Source organism: Pseudomonas fluorescens NCIMB 11764 (assembly GCF_000293885.2).
GTDB classification, from domain to species: domain Bacteria; phylum Pseudomonadota; class Gammaproteobacteria; order Pseudomonadales; family Pseudomonadaceae; genus Aquipseudomonas; species Aquipseudomonas fluorescens_B.
In genome coordinates, this window is the sequence record NZ_CP010945.1 from 639,261 (window position 1) to 663,485 (window position 24,225).

Annotated in this window: 26 protein-coding genes and 2 pseudogenes; 18 read left to right on the forward strand and 10 right to left on the reverse strand. The window is 61.0% G+C overall.

From position 1 onward, the window contains the following. Positions 1 to 9: 9 nt before the first annotated feature. Positions 10 to 1,044 carry a type IV pilus twitching motility protein PilT gene (locus B723_RS02955; RefSeq protein ID WP_017341273.1) on the reverse strand — a complete coding sequence of 345 codons (1,035 nt, stop codon included), beginning with the start codon at positions 1,042 to 1,044 and terminating at the stop codon, positions 10 to 12. A gap of 56 nt (positions 1,045 to 1,100) precedes the next feature. Between B723_RS02955 and B723_RS02960 the strand changes: the two genes are divergently transcribed. The 10 genes from B723_RS02960 to B723_RS03005 all read left to right on the forward strand — a co-directional run bounded on the left by B723_RS02960 (position 1,101) and on the right by B723_RS03005 (position 8,040). Beyond that, a complete protein-coding gene (locus B723_RS02960) occupies positions 1,101 to 1,787 on the forward strand; it encodes a YggS family pyridoxal phosphate-dependent enzyme (RefSeq protein ID WP_017341274.1) in 687 nt (228 codons plus the stop codon). Positions 1,788 to 1,822: 35 nt separating this feature from the next. Beyond that, entirely contained in the window at positions 1,823 to 2,641 is an 819-nt protein-coding gene (gene proC, locus B723_RS02965) for a pyrroline-5-carboxylate reductase (protein WP_017341275.1), read from the forward strand. A 10-nt stretch (positions 2,642 to 2,651) separates the two neighbouring features. Continuing rightward, the gene (locus B723_RS02970; RefSeq protein WP_017341276.1) at positions 2,652 to 3,242 is read left to right on the forward strand and encodes a YggT family protein; all 591 of its coding nucleotides are present in this window, start codon (positions 2,652 to 2,654) and stop codon (positions 3,240 to 3,242) included. A gap of 4 nt (positions 3,243 to 3,246) precedes the next feature. Then, entirely contained in the window at positions 3,247 to 3,543 is a 297-nt protein-coding gene (locus B723_RS02975) for a DUF167 domain-containing protein (protein ID WP_017341277.1), read from the forward strand. Between the two features lie 127 nt (positions 3,544 to 3,670). Continuing rightward, positions 3,671 to 4,810 carry a homoserine O-succinyltransferase MetX gene (gene metX, locus B723_RS02980; protein WP_017341278.1) on the forward strand — a complete coding sequence of 380 codons (1,140 nt, stop codon included), beginning with the start codon at positions 3,671 to 3,673 and terminating at the stop codon, positions 4,808 to 4,810. A gap of 7 nt (positions 4,811 to 4,817) precedes the next feature. Next, positions 4,818 to 5,438 (forward strand): methionine biosynthesis protein MetW, encoded by a 621-nt coding sequence (gene metW / locus B723_RS02985; RefSeq protein WP_017341279.1) that lies wholly within the window; start codon positions 4,818 to 4,820, stop codon positions 5,436 to 5,438. A 26-nt stretch (positions 5,439 to 5,464) separates the two neighbouring features. Beyond that, the gene (locus tag B723_RS02990) at positions 5,465 to 5,899 is read left to right on the forward strand and encodes a DUF4426 domain-containing protein (protein WP_017341280.1); all 435 of its coding nucleotides are present in this window, start codon (positions 5,465 to 5,467) and stop codon (positions 5,897 to 5,899) included. Beyond that, positions 5,896 to 6,492: an RdgB/HAM1 family non-canonical purine NTP pyrophosphatase gene (gene rdgB, locus B723_RS02995; RefSeq protein WP_017341281.1), complete on the forward strand. Its 597-nt coding sequence runs from the start codon at positions 5,896 to 5,898 to the stop codon at positions 6,490 to 6,492. Before B723_RS02990 ends, rdgB begins: the two co-directional genes overlap by 4 nt. Beyond that, the gene (hemW, locus tag B723_RS03000) at positions 6,489 to 7,694 is read left to right on the forward strand and encodes a radical SAM family heme chaperone HemW (protein WP_017341282.1); all 1,206 of its coding nucleotides are present in this window, start codon (positions 6,489 to 6,491) and stop codon (positions 7,692 to 7,694) included. The genes rdgB and hemW overlap by 4 nt, the downstream gene beginning before the upstream one ends. A gap of 22 nt (positions 7,695 to 7,716) precedes the next feature. Beyond that, positions 7,717 to 8,040 carry a DUF3392 domain-containing protein gene (locus B723_RS03005; protein ID WP_017341283.1) on the forward strand — a complete coding sequence of 108 codons (324 nt, stop codon included), beginning with the start codon at positions 7,717 to 7,719 and terminating at the stop codon, positions 8,038 to 8,040. A 79-nt stretch (positions 8,041 to 8,119) separates the two neighbouring features. Here the strand turns inward: B723_RS03005 and trmB are convergent, their stop codons facing one another. From trmB to B723_RS03025, 4 genes are all read right to left on the reverse strand, one after another. Beyond that, positions 8,120 to 8,845, reverse strand: coding sequence for a tRNA (guanosine(46)-N7)-methyltransferase TrmB (trmB, locus tag B723_RS03010; RefSeq protein WP_017341284.1), 726 nt, complete (start codon positions 8,843 to 8,845; stop codon positions 8,120 to 8,122). Positions 8,846 to 8,854: 9 nt separating this feature from the next. Further along, a complete protein-coding gene (locus B723_RS03015) occupies positions 8,855 to 9,649 on the reverse strand; it encodes a thiazole synthase (RefSeq protein ID WP_017341285.1) in 795 nt (264 codons plus the stop codon). Positions 9,650 to 9,709: 60 nt separating this feature from the next. Further along, complete coding sequence (gene thiS / locus B723_RS03020) at positions 9,710 to 9,910, reverse strand: sulfur carrier protein ThiS (protein WP_162491065.1); 201 nt, start codon at positions 9,908 to 9,910, stop codon at positions 9,710 to 9,712. A gap of 90 nt (positions 9,911 to 10,000) precedes the next feature. Beyond that, complete coding sequence (locus B723_RS03025) at positions 10,001 to 10,372, reverse strand: DUF423 domain-containing protein (protein WP_017341287.1); 372 nt, start codon at positions 10,370 to 10,372, stop codon at positions 10,001 to 10,003. A 74-nt stretch (positions 10,373 to 10,446) separates the two neighbouring features. Between B723_RS03025 and mtgA the strand changes: the two genes are divergently transcribed. Next, positions 10,447 to 11,169, forward strand: coding sequence for a monofunctional biosynthetic peptidoglycan transglycosylase (mtgA, locus tag B723_RS03030; protein ID WP_017341288.1), 723 nt, complete (start codon positions 10,447 to 10,449; stop codon positions 11,167 to 11,169). 186 nt (positions 11,170 to 11,355) lie between these two features. Here mtgA and rpoH read toward each other — a convergent pair whose 3' ends face one another. The 4 genes from rpoH to ftsY form a co-directional block, all read right to left on the reverse strand. Then, positions 11,356 to 12,210 carry an RNA polymerase sigma factor RpoH gene (gene rpoH, locus B723_RS03035; protein ID WP_007897890.1) on the reverse strand — a complete coding sequence of 285 codons (855 nt, stop codon included), beginning with the start codon at positions 12,208 to 12,210 and terminating at the stop codon, positions 11,356 to 11,358. A 119-nt stretch (positions 12,211 to 12,329) separates the two neighbouring features. Then, a complete protein-coding gene (ftsX, locus tag B723_RS03040) occupies positions 12,330 to 13,352 on the reverse strand; it encodes a permease-like cell division protein FtsX (RefSeq protein WP_017341289.1) in 1,023 nt (340 codons plus the stop codon). Further along, complete coding sequence (gene ftsE, locus B723_RS03045) at positions 13,349 to 14,020, reverse strand: cell division ATP-binding protein FtsE (RefSeq protein WP_017341290.1); 672 nt, start codon at positions 14,018 to 14,020, stop codon at positions 13,349 to 13,351. The genes ftsX and ftsE overlap by 4 nt, the downstream gene beginning before the upstream one ends. Further along, positions 14,017 to 15,561, reverse strand: a complete 1,545-nt coding sequence (gene ftsY, locus B723_RS03050; RefSeq protein ID WP_017341291.1) for a signal recognition particle-docking protein FtsY — start codon at positions 15,559 to 15,561, stop codon at positions 14,017 to 14,019. The genes ftsE and ftsY overlap by 4 nt, the downstream gene beginning before the upstream one ends. A 344-nt stretch (positions 15,562 to 15,905) precedes the next feature. On the opposite strand from ftsY, the gene B723_RS03055 reads away from it, so the two are divergent. The 5 genes and pseudogenes from B723_RS03055 to B723_RS33570 form a co-directional block, all read left to right on the forward strand. Further along, positions 15,906 to 17,261, forward strand: coding sequence for a M16 family metallopeptidase (locus tag B723_RS03055; protein ID WP_017341292.1), 1,356 nt, complete (start codon positions 15,906 to 15,908; stop codon positions 17,259 to 17,261). After that, entirely contained in the window at positions 17,254 to 18,744 is a 1,491-nt protein-coding gene (locus tag B723_RS03060; RefSeq protein ID WP_017341293.1) for a M16 family metallopeptidase, read from the forward strand. The genes B723_RS03055 and B723_RS03060 overlap by 8 nt, the downstream gene beginning before the upstream one ends. Next, a complete protein-coding gene (rsmD, locus tag B723_RS03065) occupies positions 18,744 to 19,355 on the forward strand; it encodes a 16S rRNA (guanine(966)-N(2))-methyltransferase RsmD (RefSeq protein ID WP_017341294.1) in 612 nt (203 codons plus the stop codon). The genes B723_RS03060 and rsmD overlap by 1 nt, the downstream gene beginning before the upstream one ends. 182 nt (positions 19,356 to 19,537) lie before the next feature. Beyond that, a pseudogene (locus B723_RS33565) lies at positions 19,538 to 20,803 on the forward strand (M16 family metallopeptidase); the annotation flags it as partial. A 24-nt stretch (positions 20,804 to 20,827) separates the two neighbouring features. Further along, positions 20,828 to 22,183 (forward strand): annotated as a pseudogene (locus tag B723_RS33570) (M16 family metallopeptidase); the annotation flags it as partial. A 12-nt stretch (positions 22,184 to 22,195) separates the two neighbouring features. Here B723_RS33570 and B723_RS33330 read toward each other — a convergent pair. Beyond that, a complete protein-coding gene (locus tag B723_RS33330; RefSeq protein WP_158488425.1) occupies positions 22,196 to 22,336 on the reverse strand; it encodes a hypothetical protein in 141 nt (46 codons plus the stop codon). Position 22,337: 1 nt separating this feature from the next. Between B723_RS33330 and B723_RS03080 the strand changes: the two genes are divergently transcribed. Together B723_RS03080 and B723_RS03085 are read left to right on the forward strand one after the other, a co-directional pair. Further along, positions 22,338 to 23,336 (forward strand): hydrolase, encoded by a 999-nt coding sequence (locus B723_RS03080; protein ID WP_017341295.1) that lies wholly within the window; start codon positions 22,338 to 22,340, stop codon positions 23,334 to 23,336. A gap of 4 nt (positions 23,337 to 23,340) precedes the next feature. Continuing rightward, positions 23,341 to 24,168, forward strand: coding sequence for an AraC family transcriptional regulator (locus B723_RS03085; RefSeq protein ID WP_017341296.1), 828 nt, complete (start codon positions 23,341 to 23,343; stop codon positions 24,166 to 24,168). Positions 24,169 to 24,225: the final 57 nt, after the last annotated feature.

Sequence of the window (24,225 nt, forward strand, 5' to 3'; positions counted from 1 at the left end):
TTTTGAGCCTCAGAAATTATCCGGCGACCGCGCCTTCTCCCGAGCGTGCTCGCGACTGATAAAGCCTTTGGTCACCAGATCCTTCAAGCACATATCCAGCGTCTGCATCCCCAGATTCCCGCCGGTCTGAATCGACGAGTACATCTGCGCCACTTTGTCCTCGCGGATCAGGTTACGGATCGCCGATGTCCCCAGCATGATCTCGTGCGCCGCGATGCGGCCCCCGCCGATCTTCTTCACCAGCGTTTGCGACACCACCGCCAGCAATGATTCGGACAGCATCGAACGCACCATCGACTTCTCGTCCCCCGGAAACACATCCACTACCCGGTCGATGGTTTTCGCCGCCGACGTGGTGTGCAGCGTGCCGAACACCAGGTGACCGGTCTCGGCAGCGGTCAGCGCCAGACGAATGGTCTCCAGATCCCGCATCTCCCCCACCAGAATCACATCCGGGTCTTCCCGCAGCGCCGAACGCAACGCCGTGGCGAAACTGCGGGTATCGCGATGGACTTCACGCTGATTGATCAGGCATTTGCGCGACTCGTGGACAAATTCGATCGGGTCTTCGATGGTCAGAATGTGGTGATGGCGATGGTTGTTCAGGTGATCGATCATCGCCGCCAAAGTGGTGGACTTGCCGGAACCGGTCGGTCCGGTCACCAGCACCAGGCCTCGGGGCGCTTCGGTAATCTTGCGAAACACTTCCCCCATGCCCAGGTCCTCCATGCTCAGGACCTTGGACGGAATGGTCCGGAATACGGCGCCTGCACCACGGTTCTGGTTGAAGGCATTGACCCGAAAACGCGCCACGCCGGGGACTTCGAATGAGAAGTCGGTTTCCAGATGCTTCTCGAAGTCCACCCGCTGCAGGTCGTTCATGATGTCGTAGATCAGCTCGTGCACCTCCTTGTGGTCCAGAGCCGGCAGGTTGATGCGCCGCACATCGCCGTCGACGCGAATCATCGGGGGCAAGCCTGCCGACAGGTGCAAGTCGGACGCGCCTTGTTTGGCGCTGAACGCCAGCAGTTCAGTGATATCCATAGCACTCCTCAATTCCAGTAGAATGCCGCCAACCTCAGACCGCTGGCGCCTCTTGAATGTCCACGATAGCAGACAACATTGCACTGGTTAGTTCACGCATCCGGGCTGCCGCCCTTGCCGCCCACCGTGACGAGCACAGCGTCCAGCTATTGGCCGTGAGCAAGACCAAGCCCGCTGACGCCGTGCGTGAAGCCCACGCCGCCGGCCTGCGCGACTTTGGCGAGAACTACTTGCAGGAAGCCTTGGGCAAACAGCTCGAATTGACCGACCTGCCCTTGATCTGGCACTTCATCGGCCCCATTCAATCGAACAAGACTCGCGCTATCGCCGAGCATTTCGACTGGGTGCATTCCGTGGATCGTTTGAAAATTGCACAACGCCTGTCCGAACAACGTCCTGCCGATCTGCCACCATTGAACATCTGCATCCAGGTCAACGTCAGCGGTGAAGCCAGCAAATCCGGCTGCACCCCGGTCGACCTGCCCGCCCTGGCCCACGCCATCAGTGAACTGCCGCGCCTCAAGTTGCGCGGCTTGATGGCGATTCCCGAGCCGACCGAAGATCGCGCCGCCCAGGACGCTGCTTTTGCTGCCGTGCAAAGCCTGCAAGCCAGCCTGAACCTGCCGCTCGACACACTTTCCATGGGCATGAGCCACGACCTCGAGTCGGCCATCGCCCAAGGCGCCACCTGGGTCCGCATCGGAACGGCCCTGTTTGGTGCCCGCGACTACAGCCAGCCTTGAACAATGGCTGACACCACTCTTTATAGGGACCTGACATGAGCAAGACTCGTATTGCCTTTATCGGTGCCGGCAACATGGCCGCCAGCCTGATTGGCGGCCTGCGCGCCAAAGGTCTGGACGCCGCGCAGATCCGCGCCAGCGATCCGGGCGCTGAAACCCGCGCCAAAGTGAACGCCGAACAAGGCATTGAAGTATTCGCTGACAACGCCGAGGCCATTCAAGGCGCGGACGTGGTCGTGCTGGCGGTCAAACCCCAGGCGATGAAAGCCGTGTGCGAAGCGATTCGCCCAAGCTTGAAACCGAATCAACTGGTGGTGTCCATCGCCGCCGGCATCACCTGCGCCAGCATGAACAACTGGCTCGGCGCCCAACCGATCGTGCGCTGTATGCCCAACACTCCGGCGCTGCTGCGCCAGGGCGTGAGCGGTTTGTTCGCCACTGCCGAAGTGACCGCAGAGCAACGTCAGCAGGCGCAAGAGCTGCTGTCGGCCGTCGGTATCGCCTTGTGGTTGAACGAAGAACAGCAACTGGACGCCGTCACTGCCGTGTCCGGCTCGGGCCCCGCGTACTTCTTCCTGCTGATCGAAGCCATGACCGCTGCCGGCGTGAAGCTGGGTCTGCCGGCGGACATCGCCGCGCAACTGACCCTGCAAACCGCGCTGGGCGCCGCGCACATGGCGGTTGCCAGCGATGTCGACGCTGCGGAACTGCGCCGTCGCGTGACTTCGCCCGCCGGCACCACAGAAGCTGCAATCAAATCGTTCCAGGCTGGTGGCTTCGAAGCCCTGGTAGAAAAAGCACTCGGCGCCGCTGCGCACCGCTCGGCCGAGATGGCCGAACAATTGGGTCAATAAGGAGCCTTACATGATTGGATTGAACACTGCAGCGGTCTACGTGCTGCAAACCCTCGGCAGCCTGTACCTGCTGATCGTGCTGCTGCGCTTTGTGCTGCAACTGGTGCGGGCGAACTTCTACAACCCGCTGTGCCAGTTCGCCGTCAAGGCCACTCAGCCATTGCTCAAGCCGCTGCGCCGGATTATCCCGAGCATGTTCGGCCTGGACATGTCCTCGCTGGTGCTGGCGATCCTCGTGCAACTGGCGCTGATGGCCCTCACCCTGCTGCTGACCTACGGCACCACCGGCAACCCGCTGCAGCTACTGATCTGGTCGCTGATTGGCGTGACCGCGCTGTTCCTGAAAATTTTCTTCTTCGCGCTGATCATCAGCGTGATCCTGTCGTGGGTCGCACCGGGCAGCCACAACCCTGGTGCCGAGTTGGTGAACCAGATCTGCGAACCGGCCCTGGCGCCGTTCCGCAAGATCCTGCCCAACCTTGGCGGCCTGGATATCTCGCCGATCCTGGCGTTCATGGTGCTGAAGCTGATCGACATGCTGGTGATCAACAACCTCGCCGCGATGACGATGATGCCGGAAATCCTGCGTCTGCTGATCTGACCCGGTGAGCTACTTTCGCTGGGACGGTGACGACCTGATTCTGGAGTGTCATCTGCAACCGGCAGCCCGCAGCGATGATTTCTGCGGGTTGCACGGGGATCGATTGAAGATTCGCCTGACGGCGCCGCCGGTTGAAGGCAAGGCCAACGCGTACCTGATAGCGTTTCTGGCCAAGGCGTTCGGAGTGTCCAAGAGCCAGGTGAGCTTGATCAGCGGCGAGTTGAACCGGCAGAAACGGGTGCGGATCTGTTCGCCGAAGAAGCTGCCGGAGTTGCCGGATCTGGCGCGCCCGACAGGTTGACCGAGGCGTGGCTTGCCCGCGATGGCCGCGCCTCGGTCTTACGGGGGAAAAATCAGGCCCGGCCTTTGCTTGCCGCTAACCCCACCGGTCTTTAGACTTACGCCTCATTTCAACGAGAGCAGGGTCGATGCCAACTGCCTTTCCCCCCGATTCTGTTGGTCTGGTGACGCCGCAAGTGGCGCACTTCAGCGAACCCCTGGCCCTGGCCTGCGGCCGTTCGCTTCCGGCGTATGACCTGATCTACGAAACCTACGGCACGCTGAACGCCACGGCGAGCAACGCCGTGCTGATCTGCCACGCATTGTCGGGCCACCATCACGCGGCGGGTTTCCACAGCGCCGACGACCGCAAGCCCGGTTGGTGGGACAGCTGCATCGGTCCCGGCAAGCCGATCGACACCAACAAGTTCTTCGTGGTCAGCCTGAACAACCTCGGCGGCTGCAACGGCTCCACCGGCCCGAGCAGCGTCAACCCGGAAACCGGCAAGCCGTTCGGCGCCGATTTCCCGGTGCTGACCGTGGAAGACTGGGTGCACAGCCAGGCGCGCCTGGCAGACCGACTCGGCATCAGCCAATGGGCCGCCGTGATCGGCGGCAGCCTCGGCGGCATGCAGGCCATGCAGTGGAGCATCACGTACCCCGATCGCATTCGTCACTGCCTGGCCATCGCCTCGGCACCGAAGCTGTCGGCGCAGAACATCGCCTTCAACGAAGTCGCACGCCAGGCGATCCTCACCGACCCTGACTTCCACGGCGGCTCGTTCCAGGAAGCGGGCGTGATCCCCAAGCGCGGCTTGATGCTGGCGCGGATGGTCGGGCACATCACCTACCTGTCCGACGATTCAATGGGCGAGAAATTCGGCCGTGGCCTCAAGAGCGAAAAGCTCAACTACGACTTCCACAGCGTCGAGTTCCAGGTTGAAAGCTACCTGCGTTATCAGGGCGAGGAGTTCTCCGGGCGTTTCGATGCCAACACTTACCTGCTGATGACCAAGGCGCTGGATTACTTCGACCCGGCGGCGAACTTCGACGATGACCTGGCGAAAACCTTCGCCGGCGCCTCGGCCAAGTTCTGCGTGATGTCCTTCACCACCGACTGGCGCTTCTCCCCTGCCCGCTCGCGGGAACTGGTGGACGCATTGATGGCGGCCAAGAAAGACGTTTGCTACCTCGAGATCGACGCTCCGCAAGGCCACGACGCCTTCCTGATTCCGATCCCGCGCTACTTGCAGGCGTTCAGCAATTACATGAACCGCATTACGTTGTGAGAAAGCCATGAGAGCTGATCTGGAAATCATCCAGGAATGGATCCCCGCCGGCAGCCGCGTGCTCGACCTCGGTTGCGGTGACGGCGAGCTGCTGACGTGGCTGCGGGACAACAAGCAAGTCACCGGCTACGGCCTGGAAAATGACCCGGACAACATCGCCGAGTGCGTGGCCAAGGGCATCAACGTGATCGAGCAGGACCTGGACAAGGGCCTGGGCAACTTTGCCAGCAACAGTTTCGACATCGTGGTCATGACCCAGGCGCTGCAAGCCGTGCACTACCCGGACAAGATCCTCGACGAAATGCTGCGCGTCGGTCGCCAGTGCATCATCACCTTCCCCAACTTCGGTCACTGGCGCTGCCGCTGGTACCTGGCGAGCAAGGGCCGGATGCCGGTGTCCGAGTTTCTGCCGTACACCTGGTACAACACGCCGAACATCCACTTCTGCACCTTCGAAGACTTTGAAGCATTGTGTCGCGAACGTGACGCAAAGGTCATTGATCGGCTTGCCGTGGATCAACAGCATCGGCACGGGTGGGCCAGTAAGCTATGGCCTAATCTGTTAGGTGAGATCGGTATCTACCGCGTCAGCAGCCCCGGGCTGCAAGACCACAAGGTCGCGGTCTGAACCACGACATTCCAAGGAGAACGATAATGGGTCGTCTAGCGCTGTTTGTACTCACTGCCTGCCTGAGCGTCACCGCCATGGCTGCCGATGCCATCAAAGGTGACCGTCAGGAAAAGTTCGGTGATTTGACGGTGCATTACAACACCTTCAACTCCACCTTCCTGACACCGGACATCGCCAAGGCCGCGGAGCTCACCCGCAGCAAGAATCAAGGCGTGATCAACGTTTCGGTGCTCAAGGATGGCAAGCCGCAGATGGCTCAAGTGAGCGGCACGGTCAAAGACCTGACCAGCCAGTCCGTGCCACTGAAATTCAAACAGATCACCGAACAAGGCGCGATCTACTACATCGCCCAGTTCCCGGTCGATCAGCAGGAAGTCCGCACCTTCGAGATCAAGGTGCAGAACGGTGACAAAATCAACACCATCAATTTCAACCAAGAGCTTTTCCCCGGCGAATGATCAACTTCACGCAACTCGTACTGGCCAGCCACAACGCCGGCAAACTCAAGGAACTCCAGGCCATGCTTGGCGGCTCGGTGCAACTGCGCTCGATCGGCGAGTTCAGCAGCGTCGAGCCTGAAGAAACCGGCCTGTCGTTCGTCGAGAACGCCATCCTCAAGGCCCGTAATGCCGCGCGCATTTCCGGCCTGCCGGCACTGGCCGACGACTCGGGACTGGCGGTGGATTTCCTCGGCGGTGCGCCGGGGATCTACTCGGCCCGTTATGCCGACGGCCAGGGCGATGCGGCGAACAACGCCAAACTGCTCGATGCCCTGAAAGACGTGCCGGAAGCCGAGCGCGGCGCGCAGTTCGTCTGCGTCCTGGCGCTGGTGCGTCACGCCGACGATCCATTGCCGATCCTTTGCGAAGGTCTGTGGCATGGCCGCATCCTGACCCAAGCCAGCGGTGATCACGGATTTGGCTACGACCCGCTGTTCTGGGTGCCGTCGCGCGATTGCTCCAGCGCCGAGCTAAGCCCGAACGAAAAGAACCTCATCAGCCACCGCGCCCGTGCAATGGATCTGCTGCGCCAGCGTCTAGGCCTGATATGACCCATGAATCATCCGCGTCGCCGCTGATTTTCGGCGGCGCCGCACAATCGCCTCGGGCGGCCTTGCCTGTGTTGCCTCCCCTGGCGTTGTACATCCACATCCCGTGGTGTGTGCGCAAATGCCCTTATTGCGACTTCAACTCCCACACCGCCAGCCCGGTGCTGCCGGAAGATGAGTACGTCGACGCGCTACTCGCTGACCTCGATCAGGATCTGCACGCCGTTTACGGCCGTGAATTGAGCTCGATCTTCTTTGGTGGCGGCACGCCGAGCCTGTTCAGCGCCGAAGCCTTGGGCCGATTGCTCAAGGGCGTCGAGCAGCGCATCCCGTTTGCCAGCGACATCGAAATCACCCTGGAGGCCAATCCGGGGACGTTCGAGCAAGAAAAGTTCGTCGCCTACCGCGCATTGGGCATCAATCGCTTGTCGATCGGCATCCAGAGCTTTCAGGAAGAGAAACTCAAGGCACTGGGGCGGATTCACAATGGCGATGAAGCGGTACGTGCCGCCGGCATGGCCCGCGAGGCCGGGTTCGATAACTTCAACCTGGACCTGATGCACGGTTTGCCGGATCAGTCGCTGGACGACGCCCTGAGCGACCTTCGTCAGGCCATCGCCCTGAAACCGACCCACTTGTCCTGGTATCAACTGACGCTGGAGCCGAACACGGTGTTCTGGAACCAGCCGCCGACGCTGCCGGAAGACGACATGCTGTGGGATATTCAGGAAGCCGGTCAGGCGCTGCTCGCCGAACACGGTTACGTGCAATACGAAGTCTCCGCCTATGCCCAGCCCGGTCGTCCGGCGCGGCACAACCTCAACTACTGGAGTTTTGGCGACTTCATCGGCATCGGCGCCGGCGCTCACGGCAAGCTCAGTCACCCGGACGGGCGCATTGTGCGCACCTGGAAGACGCGCCTGCCGAAGGACTACCTGAACCCGGCGAAAAGCTTCAAGGCTGGCGAGAAGGCACTGACCAATGATGAAATGCCGTTCGAGTTCCTGATGAACGCCTTGCGCCTGACCGAGGGCGTCGAATCGCGACTGTACCCGGAGCGTACCGGGCTGAGTCTGGAAAGCTTCGCCGAAGGCCGCCTCGAGGCCGAACAAAGCGGCTTGTTGCAGGTCGAACCGTCACGTCTGGCGGCCACCGAGCGCGGGCAACTGTTCCTCAATGACTTGCTGCAGAAATTTCTGAGCTGATTTCAGCCTTAAGGGAAAACGAATGGATTTGATACTCGACCTGCTCGCCACCGTCTCCCGCTGGAGCCGCAGCAACCTGTCGGAAATCTCGCTGGCGCTGGTGGGCTGTTTGCTCGTGCTGTTCGGCGCGGACATCAAAGGCTGGGTCGATCAACGCCTGGGCAGCATCGCCGGCGCCTTGCGCGTCCCGCTGATGGCCTTGGTATGCATGGTCGGCAGCGGTCTCGCGCTGATCTACGCCACGCCGTGGATCATCAAAGGCCTGAGCCAGTTCAACAACTACAGCCTGGCGCCGGTGTTGTTGGTGGTATTGGTGCTCATCGGCGTCGTCGCAGACCGCCGCTGACTTCAGCTACAACCGAAAACAACTGTGGGAGCGAGACCGGCTTGCCGGTCTCGCTCCCACAGTTTGTATTGCGTAGGGCTTAGGACTGCTTCTCGAACTTCAGGTCCCACACGCCATGCCCAAGACGTTCGCCGCGGCGTTCGAACTTGGTGATCGGGCGCTCGGCCGGGCGCGGAACGCACTTGCCGTCCTCCGCCAGGTTGCGATAACCCGGCGCAACGCTCATCACTTCCAGCATGTATTCGGCGTACGGCTCCCAGTCGGTGGCCATGTGCAGAATACCGCCGACCTTCAACTTGCTGCGCACCAGTTCAGCGAACGACGCCTGAACGATACGGCGCTTGTGATGCCGGCTCTTGTGCCACGGGTCGGGGAAAAACAGCATCAGGCGATCGAGGCTGTTGTCGGCGATGCAACGGTTGAGCACTTCGATCGCGTCGCAATCGTAGACCCGCAGGTTGGTCAGGCCCTGAGTCAGCACGCCATTGAGCAGCGCGCCGACACCCGGGCGGTGCACTTCCACGCCAATGAAATCCTGTTCCGGCGAGGCCGCGGCCATTTCCAGCAGCGAATGGCCCATGCCGAAACCGATTTCCAGCGAGCGCGGTGCCGAGCGGCCGAACACCTGGTCGTAATCCACCGGCGCGTCGGCCAATGGCAGCACGAACAGCGGCGTGCCTTGATCCAGGCCTTTTTGCTGGCCTTCGGTCATGCGCCCGGCGCGCATCACGAAACTCTTGATGCGGCGGTGTTGGCGCTCGTCGCCTTCTTCCGTCTGGATTGGCGTGTCGTTTGATTCAGTCATCAATGGCTCTTACTTGATCAGACCATCCAGCGGCGAAGAGGCGCTGGCATAGAGTTTTTTCGGCATGCGGCCGGCGAGGTAGGCCAGGCGGCCCGCAACGATGGCGTGTTTCATGGCTTCAGCCATCATGATCGGCTGCTGGGCATGGGCGATGGCCGAGTTCATCAGCACCGCTTCACACCCCAGTTCCATGGCGATGGTGGCGTCGGAAGCCGTACCGACACCGGCATCCACCAACACCGGAATCTTGGCTTCTTCGAGGATGATCTGCAGGTTGTACGGGTTGCAGATCCCCAGGCCCGTGCCGATCAGACCGGCCAGCGGCATGACCGCGATAACGCCGATTTCCGCCAGTTGACGGGCAATGATCGGGTCATCACTGGTGTACACCATCACGTCGAAACCTTCCTTGACCAGCACTTCGGCGGCCTTGAGGGTTTCGATGACGTTGGGGAACAGGGTTTTCTGGTCCGCCAGCACTTCCAGCTTCACCAGGTTGTGACCGCCGAGCAGCTCACGGGCCAGGCGGCAGGTGCGCACTGCCTCGGTAGCGTCGAAGCAACCGGCGGTGTTCGGCAGGAAGGTGTAACGATCCGGCGACAGGACTTCGAGCAGGTTCGGTTCGCCCGCATTCTGGCCGAGGTTGGTACGGCGCACGGCGAAGGTGACGATCTCGGCACCCGAGGCCTCGATGGCCAGGCGGGTTTCTTCCATGTCGCGGTACTTGCCGGTGCCTACCAGCAAACGCGACTGGTAAGTACGACCGGCCAGGACGAAGGGCTTGTCGCTACGAACGATGCTCATGGGAAATCCTCTGTAGGGGTGAGGTTCTTGCAGAATTCTGTGCCCTTAGGGGCCGGGCGACTAGCCGCCGCCGATGGCGTGCACCACTTCGACGGAATCGCCGTCGTTCAGCGTGGTTTCTGCGTGCTGGCTGCGCGGGACGATATCCAGATTGAGTTCGACCGCCACCCGGCGTCCGGTCAGATCCAGACGGGTCAGCAGGGCCGCAACGGTTTCACCGTCGGGCAGTTCAAGGGATTCGCCGTTCAACTGAATGCGCATGCCGAATGCCGCCATCATTTTTAGGGGCAGGCATTCTAGCCCGATCAGTCTTGGCGACCCAAGCCATTCGTCATGAAATGGACCGCCCGGTCAGCTCAACCGCCAGGCGGCAAGGCCCAGGCAGAGCCAGCCGACCAGAAATGCCAGGCCGCCGAAGGGTGTGATGATCCCGAGCTTGCTGATGCCGGTCAGGGTCAACAGGTACAGGCTGCCGGAAAACAGCAGAATACCGATGGCAAACGAAGCGCCAGCCCATGTGATCAAGCGCCCCTGAACCTGTGTGGCCAGCAACGCTATACCCAACAGAGCCAGGGTGTGCACCAGTTGGTAGGTGACGCCAGTGTGGAAGATCGCCAGGTATTCAGGCGTCAGCCGGTTTTTCAGGCCATGGGCGGCGAACGCGCCAAGGGCAACGCCAGTGAAGCCGAAAAAAGCGGCCAGCATCAGAAAGCCACGCAGCATGAAGAACTCCAGTCAGACTCGATCAACAGGGTCTGTATAATGGCCCGCTCAACGGGTTCGGCCAAGCCATCTCTATGCTGCGTTTATTTTTACGACGATTCACGAAGGCCCTGCTCTGGTTCGCGGGTGGCAGCGTATTGCTGGTTCTGATTTTTCGCGTGGTGCCGCCACCGGGTACGGCGCTGATGGTCGAGCGCAAGATCGAATCCTGGATCGACGGGGAGCCGATTGACCTGCAACGCACCTGGAAACCCTGGGATGAAATATCTGACGACCTTAAAGTCGCAGTGATTGCCGGCGAAGATCAGAAATTCCCGGAGCATTGGGGTTTTGACCTGGGTGCGATCCGGGCCGCACTGGCCCACAACGAGCTGGGCGGTTCGGTGCGCGGCGCCAGTACATTGAGCCAGCAAGTCTCGAAAAACCTGTTTTTGTGGTCCGGGCGCAGTTGGTTGCGCAAAGGGCTGGAAGCCTGGTTTACCGGGTTGATCGAGGTGTTTTGGCCCAAGCAGCGGATTCTTGAGGTTTACTTGAACAGCGTCGAGTGGGATGACGGCGTGTTTGGCGCGGAAGCGGCGGCCAGGCATCACTTTGGTGTTGGCGCTCGTTCTTTGTCGCGCCAGCAAGCGAGTTTGCTGGCTGCCGTTCTACCCAATCCAAGGGTGTGGAGCGCGAGTCATCCGACCAATTATGTTGCGCGGCGGGCTGGGTGGATTCGGCAGCAGATGAGTCAGCTGGGTGGTGATAGCTATCTGCTGGGGCTCAACGATTCACGCCGGGCGCCTTGGTCCCAATAACACCGCAAATCCCCTGTGGGAGCGAGCCTGCTCGCGATAGCGGTAGATTATTCAACATCTGTACCGACTGACCTGACGCCATCGCGAGCAGGCTCACTCCCACAGGGGCCGGCGCCAGCCGGATAAATGGGCAATAAAAAACGCCCCGATCAATGATCGGGGCGTTTTTTATTGCCTTCTCGCAGGTTACGCAGCGATCGACAACTTGAGCTTGTTCATCGCGCTCTTCTCAAGCTGACGAATACGCTCGGCCGACACGTTGTACTTCTGCGCCAGGTCGTGCAGCGTGGCTTTCTCTTCAGCCAACCAGCGCTGATAAAGAATGTCACGGCTGCGGTCGTCCAGCACTTCCAGCGCTTCGTGCAGGTTGTGGTTGGAGTTGTCGCTCCAGTCGGCATCTTCCAGTTGACGGGCCGGGTCGTACCGGTGGTCTTCCAGATAGTTGGCCGGCGACTGGAAAGCACTGTCGTCGTCCGCTTCTGCAGCCGGGTCGAAAGCCATGTCATGGCCGGTCAGGCGACTTTCCATCTCGCGCACTTCCCGCGGCTCTACGCCGAGGCTTTCCGCCACACGGTGGACTTCCTCGTTGTTCAGCCACGCCAGACGTTTCTTCTGGCTGCGCAGGTTGAAGAAGAGCTTGCGCTGGGCCTTGGTGGTCGCGACTTTCACGATGCGCCAGTTGCGCAGGATGAACTCGTGGATTTCCGCCTTGATCCAGTGCACAGCGAACGAAACCAGACGCACACCCATTTCCGGGTTGAAGCGCTTCACGGCCTTCATCAGGCCGACGTTGCCTTCCTGGATCAGGTCAGCCTGAGCCAGGCCGTAGCCGGAATAGCTACGGGCGATATGTACGACAAAACGCAGGTGGGCGAGCACCATCTGCCGAGCCGCCCCCAAATCCTGCTCATAATAGAGACTCTCGGCCAGTTCACGCTCCTGCTCCGGCGTCAGCAATGGAATGCTGTTGACGGTGTGCACGTAGGCCTCCAGGTTCGCACCCGGGACCAGAGCATATGCAGGTTGCAAAGAATTGGTCATACGAAAAAACCTCCGACTTACAAACTCGTGCAGTTCAGCACTGCGAAAATTGACCGGAAACCGAAGAACAAGTTCCCTGAACCCATAAACGCTGAAAGGTCAATACGAGCAAAATGATACTACTTAGGCGCAAGCTCCCTCAGGTGGCGTGCGACTGCAATCCATGCACCGATATACCCTAACAGCACCGCGCCAAGCAAGAGCGACAGACCGTCGGCAACCGGCACTCCGGCCAGCGCGAAATCACTGCCGTACAAACCCGCCAGCCCGACCACCGCGTCGTTCAGCCAGTTCAGGCCGAACGCCAATACACCCCAGGAAAGCAACCCCGCACCGAAGCCATACAGCGCGCCCATATACAGAAAGGGCCGGCGCACATAACTGTCAGTGCCGCCGACGAGTTTAATCACTTCTATCTCTGTGCGGCGGTTTTCAATATGAAGACGAATGGTATTGCCTATCACCAAAAGTAATGCAGAAACCAGAAGCACGGTCAGACCGAAGACAAAACGGTCGCCCAGCTTCAGGATAGCTGCCAGACGCTCGACCCAGACTAGATCAAGTTGTGCCTGTTGTACCTTCGGCAGCTCGGAAAGTTTTTGTCGTAATGCTTCAAGCGCAGGCTTGTCGACTTCGTTCGGCGTCACCAGTACCACGCCTGGCAAGGGGTTTTCCGGCAACTCCTTCAGCGCCTCGCCCAGTCCGGACTGCTGCTGAAACTCTTCCAGCGCTTGATCACGGCCGACATATTCAGCATCGGCGACGCCGGGAATGCCTTTGATCTGGTCGCGCAACGACTCGCCTTCAGCCGGGCTGGCCTCAAGTTGCAGGTACAGGGAAATCTGCGCCGCACGCTGCCAGGAACCGCCGAGACGCTCGACGTTGCTTAGCAAAAGTGACAGGCCCATCGGCAAACTCAGGGCCACCGCCATCACCATGCAGGTGAAGAAACTACCGATGGGCTGCTTGCCCAGGCGACGCAAACTGTCCAGCAGACTGGCGCGATGGCTTTCGACCCAGGCGCGGAACAGCGTGGCAAAGTCCGGGCCGTCGTCATCGTCGCGTTTTTTCTTCTGCGGTTGCGGGTCGGCGGCTTTCGGCGCCACGCGCTCGGAAACCTTAGGGCTGCGTGTCGCACTCATACGCCGGCCTCCCCGTCGCCGATCAGTCGGCCGCGTTGCAGGGTCAACATGCGATGACGCATGCGAGCGATCAAGGCCAGGTCGTGACTGGCGATCAGCACGCTGGTGCCCAAGCGGTTGATGTCTTCGAACACGCCCATGATCTCGGCCGCCAGACGCGGATCGAGGTTACCGGTCGGCTCATCCGCCAACAGCAGCGCCGGCCGGTGAACGATGGCGCGGGCGATGCCGACGCGTTGCTGCTGGCCGGTGGACAGGTCGCCGGGGTACAGATCGGTTTTATCCGACAGCGCCACCCGCTCCAGGGCCGAATCCACACGCTTGGCGATCTCGGCCTTGGAAAGACCGAGGATCTGCAGTGGCAGCGCGACGTTATTGAACACGGTGCGATCGAACAGCAACTGGTGATTCTGGAACACCACGCCAATCTGCCGGCGCAGGAAAGGAATTTGCGCATTGCTGATGGTGCCGAGGTCCTGGCCGGCCAGCAGCAACTTGCCGGTGGTCGGACGCTCCATCGCCAGCAGCAGCCGCAACAAGGTGCTTTTACCAGCGCCGGAGTGGCCGGTCACAAACAAGAACTCGCCCCGACGGACTCGAAAGCTCAGCTCATGCAAGCCGACGTGACCGTTCGGGTAGCGTTTACCGACCTGTTCGAAACGAATCATGAACGCTCCCGCTCGGCAAACAATGCCTGGACAAAGGGTTCTGCTTCAAAAGTGCGCAAGTCATCGATGCCTTCACCGACGCCGATGTAGCGAATCGGCAGGCCAAACTGCTTGGCCAGGGCGAAAATCACCCCGCCCTTGGCGGTGCCGTCGAGCTTGGTCAGCGCCAGGCCGGTCAGTTCGACGGTCTGGTTGAATTGCTTGGCCTGGTTGATCGCGTTCTGACCGGTGCCGGCATCGAGCACCAGCAGCACCTCGTGCGGTGCGTCGGCGTCGAGCTTGCCGATCACCCGGCGAACCTTCTTCAACTCTTCCATCAAATTGTCTTTGGTGTGCAGACGACCGGCGGTGTCGGCGATCAACACGTCAATGCCACGAGCCTTGGCCGCCTGCACGGCGTCGAAGATCACCGAAGCCGAGTCGGCGCCAGTGTGCTGGGCGATCACCGGAATCTTGTTGCGCTCGCCCCAGACCTGCAATTGCTCGACCGCCGCGGCACGGAAGGTATCACCCGCCGCGAGCATGACTTTCTTGCCTTCGAGTTGCAGTTTCTTCGCCAGTTTGCCGATGGTGGTGGTCTTGCCGGCGCCGTTGACACCGACGACCAGAATCACGAACGGTTTGTTTTGCGAAGTGATTTTCAGCGGCTGCTCGACCGGCTTGAGCATTGCCGCCAGTTCAGCCTGCAGGGACTTGTAGAGAGCGTCGGCATCCGCCAGCTCTTTACGCGCAACCTTTTGGGTCAGGCGCTGGATGATGACCGAAGTGGCTTCAACGCCGACGTCGGCCGTCAGCAAACGGGTTTCGATGTCTTCGAGCAGCTCGTCATCGATGATCTTCTTGCCGAGGAACAGGCTGGCCATGCCTTCGCCGATGCTGGCGCTGGTCTTGGACAGGCCTTGCTTGAGGCGAGCGAAGAAACCGGCCTTGGTTTCTTCGGTGCGCGCTGGCTCGGCGGGTGTTTCGACCGGCACGACCGGCGCGGCGGCCACGGGAGCGACGACCGGTGCGGGCTCTGGCGCTGGAACAATAGGAACAATAGGAACAATAGGAACAACAGGAACAACCGGAGCGGCTGGAGCGACGAAGGCTGGAATCACAGGCTCCGGAACAACCGGCGCAGGCGCGGCCACAACAACCGGCTCAAGAGTCGGTTCAACCACCGGAGCCTGAATCGGCTCAGGCGCGAACGCAGTCGGCGCTGGAATCGGCGGCGTAATGTGCGGTGCCAATTCGTCTTCGACCAAAGCCACCGGCTCTTCCGCCACCGGCAATGTCAGCCACGGCTCGGCGGCTGGTGTCAGCGGCTGTTCGGCCACGACCTCAGCTTGCGCCTCAGCCATCGGTTGCAGCACCGGTTCGGCATTCGGCAGGACAATCGGCGCCAGCTCTTCTTCTATTACAGGCGCCGGGGCTGGCTCAGGGAGTGGCTGTGGCTGTTCGACGACGGTTTCCTGCGGCTTTTTGCGCAGCCATCCGAACAGGCTTTTCTTCTCGCCAGCCGCAGCTGGGGCTTTCTTGTCGTCGTTGGAACCAAACATGGAGGACGGCTATCTCACGGTAGCGACGCGCCAAAGGGCGCCTCGGCAAGTAAATATTCGATGCAGAACAGACTGCGATTGACCCCGCTTGTTCACGCGCAACATTTTGTAGAGGTGCAAATGGCGCCTTACAAAAACGATTTCACGAAAGACTGATGCGGCAAAATCGGCGAAAAGGTGGAGTTTAGCTGATAAAACGTAGCCTTCTGCCGCAAACCCATACAACCTGATCAAACGCAATGGCCTGATAGGCGTGGCCGCCAGTAAAACGGATCAGTATCCTAGCACCCTCTCGCCCGCCGACGCTAAGACCAAGCGGGCAGCTCAACAGGTTTAAAAAACGAATGAATGCTCTAGCCCGCCGCGCTGCAGGCCTGCTGCTCAGCACAGTTTGTCTGCCACTTTCAGCCCTCGCTGCCGATCCGCAACCCACCCACGAATTCACCCTCGACAATGGCCTGAAGGTCGTCGTGCGTGAAGACCATCGTGCGCCGGTGGTGGTTTCCCAAGTCTGGTACAAGGTCGGTTCAAGCTACGAGACACCGGGGCAAACCGGCTTGTCCCATGCGCTGGAACACATGATGTTCAAGGGCAGCGAGAAAGTCGGCCCCGGCGAGGCCTCGCTGATCCTGCGCGACCTCGGCGCGGAAGAGAACGCGTTCACCAGCGACGACTTCACTGCCTACTATCAAGTGCTGGCCCGCGACCGTCTGGGCGTGGCCTTCGAACTCGAAGCGGACCGCATGGCCAGCCTGCGCCTGCCGGCTGACGAATTCGCCCGCGAAATCGAAGTCATCAAAGAAGAACGCCGCTTGCGCACTGACGACAAGCCGATGTCCAAGGCCTACGAACGCTTCAAGGCCATGGCTTACCCGGCCAGCGGCTATCACACGCCGACCATCGGCTGGATGGCGGACCTCGACCGCATGAAAGTCGAAGAGCTGCGCCACTGGTACCAATCCTGGTACGTGCCGAACAACGCCACGCTGGTGGTGGTCGGCGACGTGACCCCGGAAGAGGTCAAAACCCTGGCCCAGCGCTATTTCGGTCCGATCGCCAAGCGTGATGTGCCGCCGGCGAAAATCCCGATGGAACTGGCCGAACCCGGCGAGCGGCAGATCACCCTGCATGTGCAGACGCAATTGCCGAGCCTGATGCTGGGCTTCAACGTACCGAGCATCGCCACCGCTCAAGACAAGCGTTCAGTCAACGCCTTGCGCCTGATCTCGGCCCTGCTCGACGGCGGCTACAGCGGACGCATCCCGACACAACTGGAACGCGGCGAAGAGCTGGTGTCCGGCGGCTCGTCGAGCTACGACGCCTACACCCGCGGCGACAGCCTGTTCACGCTTTCGGCAACGCCGAACACCCAGAAGAACAAAACCATGGCCCAGGCCGAAGCCGGGTTGTGGAAGCTGCTCGAACAGCTGAAAACCACCGCGCCATCGGCCGAAGAGCTGGAGCGCGTGCGGGCCCAGGTGATTGCCGGCCTGGTTTACGAGCGTGACTCGATCACCAGCCAGGCGACCGCCATCGGCCAACTGGAAACGGTCGGCCTGTCGTGGAAGCTGATGGACACCGAACTGGCCGAACTGGAAAGCGTCACGCCAGAGGACATCCAGAAAGCCGCCAAGCTGTATTTCACCCGCGAACGTCTCAGCGTCGCCCATGTCCTGCCACTGGAGACGACTCATGAGTGAGCGTAAAAAACCACGTCTGGCCCTGATTGGCCTGATTGCTGTTGCCCTGATCGGCTCCGCGGCCTTCTATTTCTCGAAGACTGACGAATCCATCGCCAGCGAAGCCCTCGACAAGGCCAAGTCCAGCCAGAAGCTGCAATCGCTGGCCGAACTCGACGGCAAGGCGCCGAGTCGCCGCACGCTGGACGTACAGACCTGGAACACGGCCGAAGGCGCCAAGGTGCTGTTCGTCGAGGCCCGCGAGTTGCCGATGTTCGACATGCGCCTGATCTTCGCCGCCGGCAGCAGCCAGGACGGCGATGCGCCGGGCCTGGCCGTGCTGACCAACGCAATGCTCAACGAAGGCGTGGCCGGCAAAGATGTTGGCGCCATTGCCCAGGGCTTTGAAGGCCTGGGTGCCGACTTCGGCAACGGCGCGTTCAAGGACATGGCACTGGCCTCGTTGCGCAGCCTCAGCGCCGCGGACAAACGCGAGCCCGCACTGAAACTGTTCTCCGAAGTCGTCGGCAAACCGACCTTCCCCGCCGATTCGTTTGCGCGCATCAAGAACCAGATGCTCGCCGGCTTCGAATACCAGAAACAGAACCCCGGCAAACTCGCCAGCATCGAGCTGATGAACCGCTTGTACGGCGACCACCCTTACGCGCATTCCAGCGATGGCACGGCGAAAACCGTTCCAGCCATTACCCTGGCTCAGTTGAAGGCGTTCCATGAGAAAGCCTACGCCGCCGGCAACGTGGTGATTGCGCTGGTGGGCGACCTGTCCCGCGCCGAAGCCGAGGCGATGGCTGCGCAAGTCTCCGGCGCGCTGCCGAAAGGCCCTGCCCTGGCGAAATTGCCGCAACCGGACGAGCCAAAAGCCAGCATCGGCCACATCGAGTTCCCGTCCAAGCAGACCAACCTGATGCTCGCGCAACTGGGCATCGACCGTGACGACCCGGATTACGCCGCGCTGTCCATGGGCAACCAGATCCTCGGCGGCGGTGGGTTTGGCACCCGTTTGATGAGCGAAGTGCGCGAGAAGCGCGGCCTGACGTACGGCGTGTATTCGGGCTTTACCCCGATGCAGGCGCGCGGCCCGTTCATGATCAATCTGCAGACCCGTGCCGAGATGAGTGAAGGCACGCTGAAACTGGTGCAGGATGTGCTCGCCGACTACCTTAAAACCGGACCGACCGAGAAAGAACTCGACGACGCCAAGCGTGAACTGGCCGGCAGCTTCCCGCTGTCCACCGCCAGCAACGCGGATATCGTCGGCCAGCTCGGCGCGATGGGGTTCTACAACCTGCCGTTGAGCTATCTGGAGGACTTCATGCAGCAGTCCCAAAGCCTGACCGTCGAGCAAGTCAAAACGGCACTGAACAAACACCTGAGCACGGACAAAATGGTCATCGTCAGCGCTGGCCCGACCGTGCCGCAAAAGCCGTTACCGGCCCCTACTGATAAACCTGCCGAGCAGCCGCTCGGGGTTCCGGAGCATTAATGGCCACTCGTCCTAAAAAACCTGTTCACAACGTGCACAACGGCGTGAATCAACTGCGCATCATCGGCGGTGAATGGGGCAGCCGAAAGCTGAGCTTCCCCGATGCACCCGGCCTGCGCCCCACGCCAGACCGAGTGCGTGAAACCTTGTTCAACTGGCTTGCACCTTATGTGCCCGGGGCCAAGGTCTTTGACCCGTTCGCCGGCAGCGGCGCGCTGTTCCTCGAGGCGCTGTCCCGTGGCGCGGCGATGGGCCAGGCGCTGGACGCCAGCAACATCGCCGTCTCAAGCATCAAGGAACATCTGGGCACCCTGCGCTGCACCACCGGCCAGATCCAGACGGCCGATGCCCTGCGCTACCTGGAAACCCAGCCAGCAGTGGCTTACGACCTGGTGTTCCTCGATCCGCCGTTCAACCAGAACCTGTTGCCCACCGTCTGCACTCTGCTGGAAGAGCGCCAATGGCTGGCGAACGACGCCTGGGTGTACACCGAGAGCGAAACCGCCCCTTCGACGCTTGGTTTGCCGGCGAACTGGCGCCTGCACCGCGAGCAGAAATCCGGGCGCGTCTACTACTCGCTGTGGCAGCGAAGCACTGAAGTGTCTTCTTAAAGTAATCACCTGGACGGCAAACCGTCCGTCCAGGGCGCCCTCCCGCTTTCTCAAACAGCAACATACCCGGTTTGCCTGATTCTTTTCCTTTAGTTCATTGTGAACTTGCGAAACAACTCGCATGGACGCAAAGGACTATTAACGGAATGAAAGTATTAACTAACGAGACAACTTCCAGTTCGACTACCGAGTTCACACTCGATAATGGCCTCAAGGTCATTGTGCGCGAGGATCATCGGGCCCCGGTGGTCGCCTCCCAGGTCTGGTACAAGGTCGGCGCCAGCTACGAACCTCCGGGTCAGACCGGCCTGTCCCACGCGCTGGAACACATGATGTTCAAGGGCAGCAAAAAAGTCGGCCCGGGCAAAATCCTGCCACTGCTGCGCGAGCTCGGTATCCAATTCAACGCCGTCACCGGTAACGACTTCACCGCGTACTACCAAACGCTGGCTCGTGATCGTCTGGGCGTGGCCTTCGAACTGGAAGCGGACCGCATGGCCAATCTGCTTCTGCCGGCCGACGAATTTGCCCGGGAAATCGAAGTCATCAAGGAAGAACGTCGTCAGACCACCGACGACAAACCAATGGCCAAGGCCTACGAACGCTTCAAGGCCATGGCCTACCCGGCCAGCGGTTACCACACGCCGACCATCGGCTGGATGGCTGACCTCGACCGGATGAAGGTCGAAGAACTGCGTCACTGGTATGAGTCCTGGTATGCGCCGAACAACGCCACGCTGGTGGTGGTCGGCGACGTGACCGCGGACGAAGTCAAAGCCCAGGCCCAGCGCTACTTCGGCCCGATCGCCAAACGCGATGTACCGGCCGCGAAAAGACCGCTGGAACTGGCCAGGCCCGGTGAGCGCCAGATGACTCTGCACGTGAAGACGCAATTGCCCAGCCTGATGCTGGCCTTCAACGTGCCGAGTATCGCGACCGCCAAAGACAAGCGTTCAGTGCATGCCTTGCGCCTGATTTCGGCCTTGCTCGGCGATGGCCACAGCGCGCGCATCCCGACGCAACTGCAACGCGATGAAGAGCTGGTGTCCGACGGTACGTCGAGCTATAGCGCCTACACCCGGGGCGACAGCCTGTTTCTCCTGTCGGCAACACCCAACAGCCATAAAAACAAAACCATCGCCCAGGCCGAAGCCGGTTTGTGGAGGCTGCTGGACCAGCTGAAAACCACACCGCCGACCACTGAAGAACTGGGACGCGTACGCGCACAAGTCATCGCCGGGCTGGTTTACGAGCGCGACTCGATCACCCGCCAGGCCAGCGCTATCGGCCGACTGGAAACGTTCGGACTGTCGTGGAAATGGATGGACACCGAACTGGCCGAGCTGGAAAGCGTAACGCCAGAAGACATCCAGAAAGCCGCCACGCTGTATTTCACCCGCGAGCGGCTCAGCGTCGCCCATATCCTGCCAATGGAGACCAATAAAGAGGATGGGGATGAGTCCGGCGACGGCGAAGTGCCAGACAAGGAGAACTCCAGCCAAATGCTGCAATCGCTGGCTGAGCTCGACGGCAAGGCGCCAAGTCATCGCCTGCTCGACATACAGACCTGGAATACCACCGAAGGCGCCAACGTGTTGTTCGCCGAGGCCAGAGGGTTACCGATGTTCGACGTGCGTCTGACCTTCGCTGCCGGCAGCAGCCGGGATGGAGACACTCCAGGCCTGGCCATGCTGACAAACTTGATGCTCAACGAAGGTGTTGCCGGCAGTGATGCCAACGCTATTGCCCAGGGTTTCGAAAGCCTGGGCGCACAGTATGCCCCCGGCACTGATCTGGATACGGCGCAAGTCTCCCTGCGCAGCCTCAGCGCCAAGGACAAACGCGATCCGGCACTGACCCTCTTCGCCGAAGTCGTAGGCAAGCCAACCTTCCCTGACGACGCGCATGCGCGCCTGCGCAATCAGACCCTCGCCGCTTTCGAAGATCAGAAGCATGACCCGGGCAAACGGGCGAGCCTGGAGTTGATGAACCGCTTGTATGGCGATCATCCGTACGCGCATGCCAGCGATGGCACGGCGCAAGCCATTCCGTCCATCACCCCGACCCAGCTGCGCGCGTTCCACGAAAAAGCCTACGCGGCCGGCAACGTGGTGATCTCGTTGGTGGGTGACTTGTCCCGTGCCGAAGCGGAAGCCATTGCCGCGAAGATATCCGCGACCCTGCCCGAAGGCCCGGCCCTGGCGAAAGTCCCGCAACCGATGGAACCCAATGCCAGCAAAAGCCACATCGAATTCCCATCGCAACAGACCATTCTGATGCTCGCACAACTGGGCATCGACCATGACAATCCAGACTACGCGGCACTGTTCATGGGCAACCAGATCCTTGGCGGCGGTTTCGGCACTCGACTGATGAGCGAAGTCCGCGAAAAACGTGGCCTGACGTACGGGGTTGTTTCAGCCTTCACGCCGATGCAGGCGCGCGGTCCGTTCATGATCAAACTGCAGACCCGCGCCGAAACAAGCGAAGGCACGCTGAAACTGGTACAGGACGTGCTCGCCGACTACCTTAAAACCGGACCGACCGAAAAAGAACTGGCTGATGCCAAACGCGCGTTGGCCGGCAGCTTCCCGCAGTCCACTGCGAGCAACGCACACATCGTCGCGAAACTGGCGTCTATCGGCTTTTACAACCTGCCGTTGAATCATCTGGACGACTTCATGCAGCAGTCCCAGCGTCTCACCGTAGCGCAGGTCAAAACCGCATTGAACAAACACCTGAGCATGGACAAATTGGTCATCATCAGCGCAGGACCGACCGTCCCGCAAAAGCCATTGCCGGAGCCTGCAGATAAACCTGCCAGGTAATTGCTCAATCTGTCAGGCGACTTTCGCAGCATCGGCCAGCAGAAAACCGAGCGACTCTACTGTTCGTTGTGGCAACGTATGGTAGAGATCGCCGGTTAACCCACCGGCCTGAAAAGGTGCGCACAGGTTGCGCACCGCTGCATCGAGAGCCATCGTGTCTTTTCCGCCAGAACGCTTCACCCCCGCCTTCGGCCTTGGCAACCCGCACTTGCAAACCTTGTGGGGACCGCTGTGGCGCAAAACCACGCACATCGAACGCGAGCGCGAACGCTTGTGGCTCGAGGACGGTGATTTCCTTGACCTGGACTGGCACGGTCCGCACCGCGCCGATACGCCGCTGGTGCTGGTGTTGCACGGCCTGACCGGTTCCTCCAATTCACCTTACGTGGCCGGCGTGCAGAAAGTACTGGGTGCCCAGGGCTGGGCCAGCGTCGCGCTGAACTGGCGCGGCTGCTCGGGGGAACCGAATCTGTTGCCACGCAGCTACCATTCCGGTGCCAGTGAAGACCTCGCCGAAGCCATCAGACACCTGCGGGCCAAACGACCGCTCGCGCCGCTGTACGCGGTCGGTTATTCCCTCGGCGGCAACGTTTTGCTCAAACACTTGGGCGAGACCGGCAGCGACAGCGGCGTGGTCGGCGCCGTGGCAGTGTCGGTGCCGTTTCGGCTCGATCAGTGCGCCGACCGTATCGGCCAGGGTTTCTCGAAGGTGTATCAGGCGCACTTCATGCGCGAGATGGTCGCCTACATCAAGAACAAGCAGCGGCAGTTCCAGCATGACGGGCGCGAGGATGGCCTGGCGAAGCTGGCCGCCCTGGGCTCGCTGGAAAACATGCGCACCTTCTGGGATTTCGATGGCCGGGTCACCGCGCCGCTGCATGGTTTCACCGATGCACAGGATTACTATCGCCGTGCCTCGAGCCGCTATTTCCTTGGGGAGATTCGCACGCCGACGCTGATCATTCAGGCCGCCGACGACCCGTTCGTCTTCCCTCACAGCCTGCCGTCAGCCGAGGAATTGTCCGCCTGCACCCAGTTCGAGCTGCAAGCCAGGGGCGGGCATGTCGGCTTCGTCGATGGCACGTTCCGGCAACCGGGTTACTACCTGGAACGGCGCATCCCGCAGTGGCTGGCCGCCGTGGGTCGCGGGTAAATCGATGGATACCGATCAGGGCGAGTCGATCCATTTCTGGCAAACGGCACCGTTGGCCGGGGTCGAGTTGTTGTCTGCGCGCTACATCGAACACCGCTTCGCCCCGCATGTGCATGACGGTTACGTGATCGGCATGATCATGGCCGGCGCTCAGCGTTATCGCTATCGCGGCGCCGAACACCTGGCGGGCAGCGGCACGCTGGTGTTGATCAATCCGGATGAATTGCACACTGGGCACAAGGGCACGGAAGACGGTTGGCTGTACCGGGCGTTTTATCCCGACAGCGGGCAGATTCTCTCGCTGCTGACCGAGCTGGAACTACCAACCCACACCTTGCCGGCGTTTGGCGCCACGCTGTATCGCGATCCGGATCTGGTCAAGGGCTTCTGCCAACTGCACCGGCTGCTCGAAACACCGTCAACCGCCCTGCAACAGCAGACCGCCTGGCGGGAGTTGATGCTGTCGTTGCTGCAACGTCACGCCGCTGTCCCGGACGCCGGCAAACCCGGCAAGGAACACCGCGCGGTGACCCTGGCCAAGGAACTCCTGCAGACGCAATTGGCGGCGCCGCCTTCGCTGGAAGAACTCGCGGCAGCGGTGAACCTGTCGCCGTTCCATTTCGCCCGGGTGTTCCGCCGCGCCACTGGCATGCCACCGCACACCTGGCTGATACAGCAGCGCATCGCCCGGGCACGTGGGTTATTGCAGAGTGGCTGTCTGCCGCTGGAAGTGGCCACGCAATTGGGATTTGCCGACCAGAGTCATCTGAATCGGCAGTTCAAGCAGGTTTACGGGGTGGGGCCGGGGGCGTATCGCAGAGCCCGACTTTAGAAACAAAAAGATCGCAGCCTTCGGCAGCGCCTACAGTGGGAATGCGCAGGCGCTGCC